Source organism: Oscillibacter sp. MSJ-31 (assembly GCF_018918025.1).
In the GTDB taxonomy this organism is placed as follows: domain Bacteria; phylum Bacillota; class Clostridia; order Oscillospirales; family Oscillospiraceae; genus Hominicoprocola.
In genome coordinates, this window is record NZ_JAHLPT010000013.1 from 1 (window position 1) to 12389 (window position 12389).

Sequence of the window (12389 nt, forward strand, 5' to 3'; positions counted from 1 at the left end):
GAGGAAAATGTGCCCCTGTCGGCGTTGAGACCCCAGCTCTCCCAGAATTCGTCCTCGAAGTAGTTATAGCAGCCCCACGCGCGTCCGGTCTCATCCAACTCCGGCGGATAGAGCAGGCGGATGCGGTGGCCGAAAAGTCCCACCTCGTCCACGGACATCATGCCGCCCGCATGGAGCAGACGGAGCATCTGCCGCGCGTATTCCGCGCGCCGGTTCTCCGGAACGTCCATTTCCCCGATATAGTCTGCAAAGGTCCCCATAAGCCTATCCTCCCGTGTTTTCTTTCAGCATAACACGGGGCAGGGGAGACGTCATTGGAGCCATGGTATAATAAGGTGCGCTCTTTTCTGTCGGCACCATTCAGACAAAATATTTTATGACAATGCGAAAAGCCTTTGAAATAAAGGCTTTTGAAAAAGTCAATTACATTGATAGAGCTATCTTTTATACCACACACAATGGTTGATATTCTGTGGCTTGTGTGGTATCATCAGCTTGAGGTGAGAGCGATGCTGATCGATTCCGTGGTTCAGCGGGAGGCTGTTCGCAACAAACAGATGATACTTCAATATGAGTCCCTGATTGGGGAGCTTCCCAAAGGGTCGATTACCTGCCGTAAAAACGGATATTACTATCTCAGATACCGCGAAGGCGGCAAACTGTATGACAGGTACATTGGCAAGAGCGCAGAAAAGGTTGATGCAATCCGCGAAAAACTCGCTCTCCGAAAGCACTGTACGGAAATGCTCTCCGCATTAAAACGTGAACAAAAGACCATTCATAGACTGTTGGAGGAACTTGCATGATCATTTATCACGGAAGTACGGTACTCGTTGAAAAACCGGAGATCCGCACCGGCGATTCGTTCCTTGATTTTGGAAACGGCTTTTATACTACGACAGATGAAGGTCAGGCGGAACGTTGGGCGAAAACCAAAATGCGGAGAGAGCGTAAAAGCGTTGGGTATGTTTCAATATACGGATTTGACTTTGAACTGGCGAAGGAGCAGACAGCAATCTATCGCTTTGACCATGCCGACATGGAATGGCTGCAATTCGTTGTCAGAAACCGTCGCGGCGAAATGCCGGAAAATGCATTCGATATGCATATCGGCCCGGTAGCGGACGATAATGTTTACCGATCTATCCGACTTTTTGAAACCGGTGTGCTGGATGCGGACGAAACGGTGAAGCGGCTGAAAACAGAGGTTTTGCAGGATCAATGGACATTCCATACGAAAAAAATACTGTCCTTTGTTCATTTTATTGATTCAAAAGAAATCAGAGCGGAGGAATGATGATATGGGACAGGAACAATTTGCCGCAATCATGCCCTACATCAGCGCCGATCTTGTTGGGATGATTGTCAAAAAGAAAAACATATCCGAGCCTGATGCGGTTACAAAGCTGTATAACTCAAAGCTGTACGCCGCTCTTGAGCAGGAGGATACAAAGGTCTGGCAATACAGCACGGATATGCTGTATTCCCTCCTTGAGCAGGAAGAAAGAACAGGGGAAATCGAATTTCCCGATGTGTGAGGAGGCGCAAATATGAGCAAGGAGACTGCTTTTGCTGTGTTTTGCCTTGAAAGCTATAAGGTTTATAAGTCCCTGACGGGCAAACAAACGGCAGAATTGTTTCGCCGCTACGGTGTGTTTGACTATCTGAACGAGTTTTACGATGTCCTTCATACGACAGGGTATCAATATATCAACCATGACATTGATATCTACCTGAAGTCTCGCAACGCCGTGATTCCGGCATGATGTAAAAAGATGTGAACTACCTGCGACTGAAGTCGCAGGCATCCGGCAGCGAGATTTTATCACTGCCGTCACTTTTCCTGATTAACCAGACTGACAGGATGGTTTCCGGCCATCCCTGCTTGCAGTACATGGTCCTTAGCCCAGGCGTCCCAACCGATTCTCGGTTAAGGAAGGCAGCATCGGGAAGGGGAGGATCCATTGAAGCTGTATGGCCGAGCCGTTTATCTGCGTAGGGATCGACGGATATTCCTTTTCCTATGATAAGCTACACACAAAGACCAATCCTCACCCGCGCAACTTTGCTACCTTCCCGCAGTTCTTCCAGACCGTCCGTGAAAAACAGCTTATGTCCATACAGGATGCCGTCTATAAGGCGACTGCGCTTCCGGCACAGATTCTCGGCCTGTGCGACCGCGGGCAGTTGAAAAAGGGGATGGCTGCGGACATAACGATATTTGATAGAGAGCGAATCGCAAGCTGTTCAACATATCTGGATTCAAAGGTTCGTCCAGTGGGAGTCCCGTATGTCTTTGTCGGCGGCAAGCTGGCATACTGCGATGGTCGCACCGTCGATTTCCATTTCGGCAAGGTGCTACTTCATCTGTAACTGTCGGGGCTATGCCATATACAATGCGTCTATCGGTTGGATCACGGGCAGTTCCTCGAAAGCGTCCATAACAAAACAGCGAGGCAATGCCTCGCTGTTTTGCTTGCCCGGGAGAGATCTCTTCCTGCAGAAGGTCTGCTAAACGCTGCCTCGGTCCGAGGCGCGGCTCTATAAAAAGCGAATGGTCTGTCTGCAAAAAAATCTGAATGGAATTCAAAGATCACGATCTCCCCAAAATGTGATCCATTCTGCGTAATAAAAATTTATGACTGAACGGCTTTGGCAGATAGCATGCCGCGCCCAATGCAAAAAACTCTTCGCGCAGGCGGTTTGACACTCTTGCCGAAATGATGATCGTGCGCAGAGCAAGCTTCTGACGGCCCAGCTCACGCATGACCTCTGCACCATTCACATCCGGAAGATCCGGATCCATGATCAAAAGCGCCGGCTGTCTTTCTCGAACAGAGCGCAGAATATCCCATCCCTTTTTTGTCCGCACGACCCGATAGTTTTCGCGCAGCGCGATGGATTCCTGCAAGAGACCGCAAAAGGCTTCGTTGGCATCCGCCAACAGAATGTCATGACAATGCTTCATACATATCTTCCTATCCTAATTTTTTGAATCAAATAGTATTTACGTACACAGTGCGGCAGGCGGTGCTTCTTCTGCCTCCATCAGGCCATCTTCTTCATTCTCACAGAGCTCGCGCCGAAGCGCACAAAGCGTATCTCTCACCGCTTGGTCGTTCAGTTCGTCCAAAAGCAGCAGAAGAAAAACCAGACTTGTCGCAGACAGGCAGTATTTCCCTCGCTCCAGATCACTGTATGCACGGCTCGTGATGTGAAGGCGTTCTGCCATTTCTTCCTGTGAAAGCCGAAGCTTGCGCCGCAGGTCACGGGCTGACCGGGAAAAGAAATTCCGGATCAGCCGCTTGTAATATCCCATATGATAAGATCTCCGTTTCTTTGAGGAATTCTACGGAAATCTTACTCAGTGCCGAAGTGCGCTTCCATGAAGTACACTTCCTAATATTGAAATTTCCTTTTCCTTCCATATCATTTTAACATCCTTAAGAAAACGCTTTCCGGAACGTTTCCGACTATCCGGTCCCACATGCAAGAAAAATGCTGCACATCCTCACGGTCAAAGCCGCAAGGATGTGCAGCGCATGATTCTGCGATCCGTATTCACCATTCTTCGGCAAGCAAAAAGTCTGCAAGATGAACGATTTTGATGCCGTTTTCGATACCGGTATCCATTTCATTGAGCGTAACGACATATTTGGGGTAATGGTCGCGGATCTCCATCAGGTTTCCGACCTCGCGGTCAGAAGTCTCCGGAATCCGGACACAGACCTGCACATAGATACGTTCGTCGCGGCGTGTGGCCACAAAGTCGATTTCCTTTGTATCATTCTTGCCGATGAAAACATCGTAACCGCGGCGCTTCAGTTCAAGAAACACGATATTTTCCATTGCGCCGTCCAGCATTTTCCGGTTGTACCCCAGCAGCGCATATTTCAGGGAAACATCGGCAAGGTAATACTTTTCCTGCGTTTTCAGGATGCTCTTGCCTTGCAGGTCATAGCGCTCGCAGGGGTAGATAATAAACGCCTGCTCCAGCCAGCGCAGGTAGTTATAGATGCTCTCCACCGAAACCTTGCGATGCTCGCTCTTTAAGAATGTGGAGATAGCGTTCGCAGAAAAGGTTTTGCCCATATTCTCGATGATATATTTTACCACGCGGTCAAAAAGGTCGTGCTTATTGATGCGGTGGCGCTTGACAATATCGCGGGAAACCACGGTGTGATAGATGCCGTTGACGATCTGATAGGCGCTTTGCTCGTCGTACTCATTGAGCGCCACGATAGGGAAGCCACCGAAGCGGATATAATCTTCCAGCAGCTCCCTGCGGGATAATGAGCTGTCCTGTTTGAACGCAAAGTATTCCTTGAACGACAGCGTATAGACCGGGATAGAAACATAGCGTCCGGTCAGATAGGTCGAGATCTCGCCGGACATGAGCTTGGAATTGGAGCCGGTCACATAGATGTCGGCATCCGCACTTTCCAACAGGCTGTTGACCGCCTTCTCCCAGCCGGTGATCTCCTGAATCTCGTCCAGCAGAAGATAGCAGTGTCCCTTGCCCACCATGGCAGCGGTCAGCTCGTCATACATCTGCTTGGCGGTGATGTTCTCGGGAATATCCATCTCCGTGTACCGCTTGCAGACGATCTGGTCCCCCCCAATACCGCGCCGCAGCAGTTCCTCTCTCAGCATCTCAAAGATCGTAGACTTGCCACAGCGACGGATACCGGCAAGTATCTTGATGAGCGGCTTGTCGATAAAAGGCTCAAGTGCCTCAATATAATCCGGCCTGTTGATCATCGTATCGCCTCCCTCACAGTTGTTAGTATAACCGAAATAACCGCTATTTTCAATAAGTTTTTAAGGTTTAGCAAGAAAAATCATCAAGCGGTTAGGAGATCAACGAGGGCTGTGCGGCATGAAAAAAGCGAAGCACCTCTGCCAGCATATCACTCAGCGGAGGTACTCTGATCTTTTCGATATGATAGTTTGTTGGGACTTCGCTAATTTCTCAGCATCAGCGCAAACGCATCGAAGTAGCGAAGCATATCGTTATCGTTGTCAATATATCAACCGTGACATTGATATCTACCTGAAGTCTCGCAACGCCGTGATTCCGGCATGATGTGCATACGGCGGTATAGCACTGCGTGCCATGCGTGGAAAGATCAAGACCGAGGAGAAACTGCGGGGCACCTCGAAAAGAGCGCTCAGCCCAAGGAGGAGAAATGGAATGAACCCGAACGCTGAGCCGAAAAAAACCGCCGTACAGAATGACTTCCATACGGCGGCAGGCGTTATTTTCCGAACAGGTCGCTGTGCGTCCCCGTGCGGGCCAAGATCAGCACCAGCACTTCATCCTCGATGCGGTAGATTAGCAGCCAATCCGGGAGGACATGACACTCACGGTGTCCGACCCAATTTCCGGTCAACGCGTGATCCTTGTGCTTTTGGGGGAGTGTTTCGCCCATTGCAAGGGCGGCGATCACTTCCTCCAGCAGCTCGATTTTCAATCCGCGCTTCATGGCCATCTTGAAATCCTTTTTAAACTGCGTGGTGGGCTTGACGGTGTATCTTGTCTTTCTCATGCTTCCAGGTCTGCAAAGAGTTCATCCAGGTCGTTGTACCCCTTCACGGACGGATCCTTTGCGATCCTTTCTGCCTCCAACATAGCGCTGATCGTTTCCTTGTTGGGCGGGTTGAGAGAGATGTCAAACGGGATACGACCCTCGCGGAGCGACTGACGGACAAAGACATTGAACGCCGTGGACAGGTTCATGCCGAGTTCGCCAAAGAGCGCGTCAGCCTGTGCTTTCAAATCTGAATCCATACGGATGCTGATATTCGTGGTGGAGCCAGCCATAAAACCATCCCCTTTCCTGCCGGCAAGTATAGTATATGCTGTTTGCACGGAGAAATCAATACTTTGCACGAATGATTGCGTTAATTTTATTACAAGGGTTGCTTATAAGGTTTGCTCTAATTTCTCAGCATCAGCGCAAACGCATCGAAGTAGCGAAGCATATCGTTATCGTTAGACAAGTACGCATTCTCTCCACAGTAGTAGTCACACACGACTTCGCGAAGCCTGCATAACTCATGGAGCGCGCCTGGATGGGCCCGTCGGGCTTCACCCGTCTGCGCCCATTGGATGCTCAAGTCGATCAGTTCCAGCGCTCTATCCAACGCACCGTTCATACGCTCGGTATTACCCTTGGTCTTCCAGCGGATCACTCTGGATATCTCACTTCCGATGTTTCCCATTTGTTCCGCCAGCGACATATTCTCCCACCGACCACTTGCAAGCTCATGATGCATAAACTCGCTCATTCAAACCACCTTCCTATGATCTCGCGGATCTTTTCGCGGATGGCAGGGTCATTGACGCCGCGGCCGCGGTTATTCTGCCGAGGGCGGATATTGATAAGAGAATCAAATTCGATAAAATCCTCTCCGTTTTCATCCGGGTAAAGGTTGATGCCCCAAAGCTGCTCCTGCCTGCTGCCATTTTCCAAAAGGAGCGTTTCTAAGTCAGCATGCAGCTCCGCATCAATTGCAACGATTTCTTTTTCAACGTCAACAACACCCTTTGTCATGTCACCGAAATAGTGTCCCGATATCTTAGCCAAATCTGCACGGCTGATTTTTTCGTTTACGATCTGCACGAATTCATCCTCCTCCGATTTGCTTATGGTGTTGTAATTATAGCAGAACTCGGCTCCATATACAATGAGTTTGTAATACCGACTACAATAAATAATGTTTACCTCACATTTTTGTTCCGTTTTCATAACAAAAATGTTTTGCTTTTGCAGATTATTCTTATAGCGACGGTCATGTTCCATCTTGCATAGAACAGGTCTTTTGCAAAAGCTCTTTCAACCGCTTGCACTACGGCGCAGGAGTGTAATAAAATAAATGTGCAACAAATCAGCAAATAGGATTTCACGCACAGAAAATGTAGAATACAAAGGCGGGGGAAGTCGCAGCCGCGTATGGATACGGGCAGCGATGCCGCCGCAAGGGGAGGGCAGAGGGATGTTATCGGCATATGCAGCAGAACAGATAAAAAAACTCAATCACAGCACCGACAATGTCCGCTTTTCCGCTGACACCTACCTGCGAGCTGCGGGAGAAAACGCCGAAACGCCTGAGGACAAGGCTGCATTTGCTGTCCTCAGCGGTGCGCTGTCGATGGCATACGACACACAGGAGGACTGCTATACCTCGATGCTCGTGTTGAACGACGGTCGGAGGTCCTTTGGTATGGAGGATCTGGACGAGCGCGGCACTGCGATCATAGAAGAGGCTCTTCCCCTTTTTGAGCCGTTCTGGATCAGGGCACAGTTGGCGGATATTCTGTGGCTCAAAACGGGCGACCACCGATACGCTCAGACAGCGGCTTTCGCAAATCTGTCTCTGTTTGAAGCTTCCTACGATCCGGAGGACTGGGTATCCTGCTTTCAAGCCGCCCAGCGCACCTTCCGAATCGCCATAAAGCTGGGGCGAAATCATGCTGTGTTTCTCGCCGCACTTGTGAAAATCGATGAGGTGCTCCGAAAGGCGGACGGGACAGACCCTCTCTTCTTGTCGCTGAATCTGATCGAAATGGTCGCCCCCTACGCCGGCAAGGAGCAATTGCAGCACTATCTATCCCTCAGCCAAAAACTTTTTACGCAGGCAAAAGCAGGGGGCGAGGCATCTGAGCTTGTGATCCAAGCAGCATACCGCGTCTATGCGGACCTTCTTCATCGGACGAACAAAGATAATAAAGTTCGTGCTTTGAATTTGGAATTGGCGGAGCACTATGAGGCGCTTGCAGACGATTTGACTGGGCGTCCGATCCATGCAGAACTAATGCTGCAAAAGGCTTATAACCTATACGATAAAAAACAGGACAGGGAAAGGCTTCTTCAACTGCGCGGCAAACTGAAACAGGTCCAGCAAGACAGACTGAATTCAATGGCGTCTATCCCGTTTGAATTTGATGCTGCTCCCATCCAAAAGAACATAGAGACGCTTTTTCACGGGCTTTCGCGGCAAGAGGCGATCCTTGCCTTCGGAGAGGTCGCGATGCTGTATAAAGTGGAAGAGGTGCGGCAGGGCGTCTTGACAGATCATCAGAAGAACGTGTTTTCTTCGCTGTTTTCCAAGCGGTTCATCGACGAGGAGGGAAGGCTGGTAAAAATTCTTTCCCCCTTGGACCTGCGAGACCCGCAGGAGGATGCGTCCCTGCTCCGCGAGCATATGGTGCATTATGTGTCGGAGCGACGATCGCTGGGCGAGACCATTTGCTTACAGCTTGCGTATCACAAGGTTCGAGAAAGAGGAGCGGTAGCTCCTGACGACCTGAGCTTCCTGATCGATCGGAACGCCCTCATTCCCGAGGAGCGAAGGGCGATCATCAGGACGGGGCTGCAGCTCGGGCTAAACGGTGAGCTGTACGCATCGCTGCACATCCTTCTTCCGCAGACGGAAAACCTCCTCAGAGAGTTGGTCAAATTGTGTGGGGACATGCCCACCTATTTAAAAGAAGACGGCACGGAGGACATCAAGCCGCTGTCGCAGCTATTTGACTCGCAGAAGCTGAGGGAGGCTTACGACGAGGACCTGCTTTTCACTTGGAAAACGCTCTTGGACGAGCGGGGCGGGCCGAATTTGCGCAATGAAATTGCACACGGGGTGTTGTCGCCCAAACGAGGAAGCAGTGGCGCGGCGCTCTGTTTTTTAAGCCTGCTGATCCGCTTTCTCTCCCTTTACTCCACAGACGCCTATATGGTTTATGAGAAATTGAGCGCGACCCGCTCGCCACGGTGATCATATTTTCATGTTTGCGCACATATGTGAGCTAATCCCCGGGGAAAAGATCATGCCGTGCGGTCGGCAAGGGGAGCCACTAGACGTATCATTTCGTCTAGTGACTTTATTTGCTTAATTTATGCAATAATTTTTCTGTTGCTTTTTTTATGCAATTATATTATACTTGCCTTAAAAGAGCATGTAAGGAGAGAGTCTCTATGTACTGCGCTATGATCGGCGACCTGATCAACTCAAAAAAACTCCCCGCAGAGGACCGCGCCGCAATTCAGGAAAGGCTGAGGACACTGCTGAATGGCGTGAACGAAAAATTTTCTCTTTTTTTGGTTTCTCCCTTTCTCATGACCTTAGGCGACGAGTTTCAAGGCGTCCTCACGGCTGCCGAGCCCGTGCTGGAGATCATTGATTTTTTGGGGCAGAATCTGATGGAGCTTCCCATTCAAATTCGCTATGGCATCGGCATTGGTGAGCTGAGCACCAATGTAAATCGGGAGCAGGCGCTCGGCGATGACGGGCCTGCCTATCACCACGCCAGACAGGGTATCGAGCAGCTGAAAAAAGAAGGGTGGACGGGATTCCCCGTCTCCATTCAAACGGGAAGCAACGATTGCGCGCTCCTCCGCTGCTATTGCCGGCTCTTAAATGAAATAGCGGAAGCGTGGTCTGCTCCTCAGCGTGACTGTATCCTGAATATGGAGGTCGCGGAAGAGCAGCTGCTGGTCGCCCACAGGCTGGGGATTTCCCCGTCCTCGGTCTCCCGCAGTCTGCGGCGCGGGCACTATGCCGCCTATCACGAGAGCAAAAAAACGCTCGGCGAATATCTCTTAAACGTCTACGATTGTCCGAAGTCCGCAGGTCGAATCGGGAAATACAACCGCGCCGCCATACTGCGGCAAAGCCACAGGTCTGCGGACGCACTCGATATGCTGCGGGAGCTGCTGCAAACGGCGTCCGACGCAGATACACCGCCATCGCGCTCAGACATTGTCTACCTTCTCAGCGAATGTCATCTCGATCTGCTGCAATATAAAGAGGCAGCCGGCCTCGTGGAAGCTTTTTTAGCCTCTGCAAAAGCATCCTCTCTGCCGCATGTCACGGCCGCGCGGCTGCGCAACCAGCTTGGGCACGCTTACCTCGGCCTCTCCAAGGGCGCAGCGGGCGCACACGACAGGCGAGCGGCGAAGCGGTATGCGGATCAGGCTGTTGCCGTGCTGACCGAGGCGCTCCGCGACACTGGCGATGATCTTTTCCTGCATGCTCAGGCGAAGGGAAATCTCGCCGCCGCGTTCGGAAAACAGGGCAATAGCTCCCTCGAGATCGAGTCGCGGTTGGAATTGGAGCGGGAGCTTTGCGCTGCTTCTCCGCTTTTCCCTGATGCGCGCATTGCGAATCTTCACAACCTTGCCTCCGCCTATTATACAACAGACGAGCTCAACAAGGCGCTCAAGGCGGTTCGGCTTGCTCTGAAATTGGCGCAGGAGCATCCCTCGGCAGAGACGGCGATAGTGAGCCTGTATAATCTCTACGCTCTGCTTCTGTCTCGTTCCGGCGCAGCAACGGAGGAGATCCTTGAGCAGTTTGAAAGGGCAATCTCCCACGCCCGCAAAAGGAACAACGACCAATACCTCATTGCGATCTGCCAAAACCTGCGGGAAATCTGCGAGGAAAAGCATAATCCGGAGGCTGCAGCCCCCTATATGCTGTTGCTGCGCCAAGCCGAGCGCCGTCTGGACCGCAGCCGGAAGAGCAGCGGGGCGAGAGGGGAGGGGAGCTGACATGTCTGCGACATTTTTTTCCCTGTTCCTCGCGCATCTGCTTGGAGATTTTTACTTTCAAAGCCACAATGTGGCAGTCGGAAAGCAAGACGACTCTGCGATGCTGCGGAAGCATTGCCGGTATTATGGCTTTACCTTGCTGTGCATCGGCGCCGCAGCCGGCTGCTTGCTTTTTCATTCCTGCGCCATTCTCGCGGCGTGTCTTTTAGCAGCGGCTGCTCATGCCATTATTGACGTGCTCAAATTCCTGTTCCGCAAGCGACTGAAGGGCTTCTACCGATCCAAGTGGTGCTTTTTGACCGACCAAGCGCTGCATCTCGTCATGCTGGCCGTGATCAGCAGCCGGTTTAGAGCTCCGGACACGCTGTTTTTCTTTCATTGGACGGTCTCCTCGCAGGATATCCGCTTCCTCTGCCTGCTCTTCCTTCTGGGGAAGCCCTGTAATATCGCGCTGAAAAGCTTTCACCAAAAGCCCGAGGCAAAGAGGGAGGCGTCCGCCGGCTATCCTGCCGGCGCCGCCATCGGCACGCTTGAGCGCCTTCTGACAGCGATTCTTTTTTTACTGCGGGCATACAGCGCCATCGGTGTGGTGCTTGCCGCAAAAACGCTGACACGCTATCCGCGGCTGCAGAACGACCCGGATTTCTGCGAATACTACCTCATCGGCACGCTGAGCAGCCTTTTGCTGGCGATCGGCGCCGCCCTTCTCTTTTTCCCGCCGGACGAGCTAATCCTTCTCCTTTCTTCCTGTTGACAGCCAAATAAGAACCGGCAGAGAGTCTCTGCCGCTTCTTCACTCGACCCGTTCATACAGCCGGTGGTGTACAGGCCAGTACTGTGATATACGGTCCGGTCGAAACTTCGAAGGAAAATGGGACACATCCGTACCGTTATCTGCTATGGGTCCTACAAAAAGCGCCAGCTCTAAGTGAAACAGATGAAACATGGACCGAAAAGCTATCGCCCGCGAGAGTTCCGGAAGAATGCTATCAAAAATAGAAGACCGCCATCTGGCCTTATACGTGGGTAGATTTTACGCTTACGTCGCTCTGATACGAGGCGATTTAGTCGTTAAGGTAAACAAATCTCGTCAAAGACACAGCACCTCTGCCGAGCCGTAAGTCGGCAGAGGTGCTCAAATTCTTTTTTAAGACATGCTGTTGTGGATTTACAAAGCACTGAATGTAAATGCAAACATATTAAAGCATCTCAGCGAAAGGAGTAGCATATGAGATACAGCTCGCCGAGGGGGACGTTTCAAGAGATAAGGTGATCTGGCAGGGGAGAGGCCGTTCTCCCTCCGTTTGGTACTTACGGTACCGTTCCTGCTCTGCTACTTCACCGTGCAGCAAAACAAATGTTGTCTTTTGTCAGCCCTGTTGCATGGGTTGGTTCCGGATATGTCGATAATGCAGATCCACAAACTGTCCATTATTTAGGGCCGCGCAGTCAAGCGTGTTGCGAACTGGCCGCGAAATAGGCCGCAGCTTTTCTAAAACTGATTGAGTGCAAATCCCCAAAGTTGTCATCTCTCATTTGTGTACTCGTATATTCACACATACTCAACCTGAAAAGTTCACATTATACTTGATTGCAGAGTATATAATTGTGAGGATTCGGGATGATCAGCTATGCACCATTATTTAAGACGATGGCTCAAAAGGGAATTACTTCGTACCGATTAGAGAAGATGGGCTTCTCCCGTGCAACATACTATTCAATCAAATGTGGAAATAGTGTTTCTACCAATACGATCAACCAGCTCTGTACGCTCCTGCATTGCGAGGTTAGTGATGTTATGGAGTTTATCGAAGTCGAGGAAGCAGCGGACTGATA

The 12389-nt window shown here is 50.9% G+C and carries 17 protein-coding genes; 9 read left to right on the forward strand and 8 right to left on the reverse strand.

Annotated features, from left to right (window positions below):
- Window positions 1-260 (reverse strand): hypothetical protein (locus tag KQI17_RS09280; RefSeq protein WP_216495878.1); only part of this gene is annotated, 260 nt, incomplete at its 3' end.
- A 249-nt stretch (window positions 261-509) separates the two neighbouring features.
- On the opposite strand from KQI17_RS09280, the gene KQI17_RS09285 reads away from it, so the two are divergent.
- The 5 genes from KQI17_RS09285 (at window position 510) to KQI17_RS09305 (ending at window position 2373) form a co-directional block, all read left to right on the forward strand.
- Window positions 510-806, forward strand: coding sequence for a hypothetical protein (locus KQI17_RS09285; protein WP_216495879.1), 297 nt, complete (start codon window positions 510-512; stop codon window positions 804-806).
- Window positions 803-1297 carry a DUF3990 domain-containing protein gene (locus KQI17_RS09290; RefSeq protein ID WP_253285756.1) on the forward strand — a complete coding sequence of 165 codons (495 nt, stop codon included), beginning with the start codon at window positions 803-805 and terminating at the stop codon, window positions 1295-1297. Before KQI17_RS09285 ends, KQI17_RS09290 begins: the two co-directional genes overlap by 4 nt.
- 4 nt (window positions 1298-1301) lie before the next feature.
- On the forward strand, window positions 1302-1538 hold the full coding sequence (locus KQI17_RS09295; protein WP_216495880.1) for a hypothetical protein: 237 nt from the start codon (window positions 1302-1304) through the stop codon (window positions 1536-1538).
- A gap of 12 nt (window positions 1539-1550) precedes the next feature.
- The gene (locus KQI17_RS09300; RefSeq protein ID WP_216495881.1) at window positions 1551-1766 is read left to right on the forward strand and encodes a DUF3791 domain-containing protein; all 216 of its coding nucleotides are present in this window, start codon (window positions 1551-1553) and stop codon (window positions 1764-1766) included.
- A gap of 208 nt (window positions 1767-1974) precedes the next feature.
- Window positions 1975-2373 carry an amidohydrolase family protein gene (locus tag KQI17_RS09305; protein WP_216495882.1) on the forward strand — a complete coding sequence of 133 codons (399 nt, stop codon included), beginning with the start codon at window positions 1975-1977 and terminating at the stop codon, window positions 2371-2373.
- A 220-nt stretch (window positions 2374-2593) separates the two neighbouring features.
- On the opposite strand, the gene KQI17_RS09310 is transcribed toward KQI17_RS09305, so the two are convergent.
- The 7 genes from KQI17_RS09310 to KQI17_RS09340 form a co-directional block, all read right to left on the reverse strand.
- Window positions 2594-2968 carry a response regulator transcription factor gene (locus KQI17_RS09310; RefSeq protein WP_216495883.1) on the reverse strand — a complete coding sequence of 125 codons (375 nt, stop codon included), beginning with the start codon at window positions 2966-2968 and terminating at the stop codon, window positions 2594-2596.
- Between the two features lie 39 nt (window positions 2969-3007).
- On the reverse strand, window positions 3008-3319 hold the full coding sequence (locus KQI17_RS09315; RefSeq protein ID WP_216495884.1) for a helix-turn-helix transcriptional regulator: 312 nt from the start codon (window positions 3317-3319) through the stop codon (window positions 3008-3010).
- A 242-nt stretch (window positions 3320-3561) separates the two neighbouring features.
- Entirely contained in the window at window positions 3562-4761 is a 1200-nt protein-coding gene (locus KQI17_RS09320) for an ATP-binding protein (protein WP_216495885.1), read from the reverse strand.
- A gap of 497 nt (window positions 4762-5258) precedes the next feature.
- Window positions 5259-5549: a type II toxin-antitoxin system YafQ family toxin gene (locus KQI17_RS09325; RefSeq protein WP_216495886.1), complete on the reverse strand. Its 291-nt coding sequence runs from the start codon at window positions 5547-5549 to the stop codon at window positions 5259-5261.
- Window positions 5546-5824, reverse strand: a complete 279-nt coding sequence (locus KQI17_RS09330) for a type II toxin-antitoxin system RelB/DinJ family antitoxin (RefSeq protein ID WP_216495887.1) — start codon at window positions 5822-5824, stop codon at window positions 5546-5548. Before KQI17_RS09330 ends, KQI17_RS09325 begins: the two co-directional genes overlap by 4 nt.
- A gap of 116 nt (window positions 5825-5940) precedes the next feature.
- Entirely contained in the window at window positions 5941-6291 is a 351-nt protein-coding gene (locus KQI17_RS09335) for a hypothetical protein (RefSeq protein ID WP_216495888.1), read from the reverse strand.
- Window positions 6288-6626 (reverse strand): DUF5674 family protein, encoded by a 339-nt coding sequence (locus KQI17_RS09340; protein ID WP_216495889.1) that lies wholly within the window; start codon window positions 6624-6626, stop codon window positions 6288-6290. The genes KQI17_RS09335 and KQI17_RS09340 overlap by 4 nt, the downstream gene beginning before the upstream one ends.
- A gap of 373 nt (window positions 6627-6999) precedes the next feature.
- On the opposite strand from KQI17_RS09340, the gene KQI17_RS09345 reads away from it, so the two are divergent.
- The 4 genes from KQI17_RS09345 (at window position 7000) to KQI17_RS09360 (ending at window position 12387) form a co-directional block, all read left to right on the forward strand.
- Window positions 7000-8778, forward strand: a complete 1779-nt coding sequence (locus KQI17_RS09345) for a DUF4209 domain-containing protein (RefSeq protein WP_216495890.1) — start codon at window positions 7000-7002, stop codon at window positions 8776-8778.
- A gap of 200 nt (window positions 8779-8978) precedes the next feature.
- On the forward strand, window positions 8979-10553 hold the full coding sequence (locus KQI17_RS09350; RefSeq protein WP_216495891.1) for a SatD family protein: 1575 nt from the start codon (window positions 8979-8981) through the stop codon (window positions 10551-10553).
- Window position 10554: 1 nt separating this feature from the next.
- Entirely contained in the window at window positions 10555-11307 is a 753-nt protein-coding gene (locus KQI17_RS09355; protein ID WP_216495892.1) for a DUF3307 domain-containing protein, read from the forward strand.
- An 897-nt stretch (window positions 11308-12204) separates the two neighbouring features.
- On the forward strand, window positions 12205-12387 hold the full coding sequence (locus KQI17_RS09360; RefSeq protein WP_256445989.1) for a helix-turn-helix transcriptional regulator: 183 nt from the start codon (window positions 12205-12207) through the stop codon (window positions 12385-12387).
- Window positions 12388-12389 lie beyond the last annotated feature (2 nt).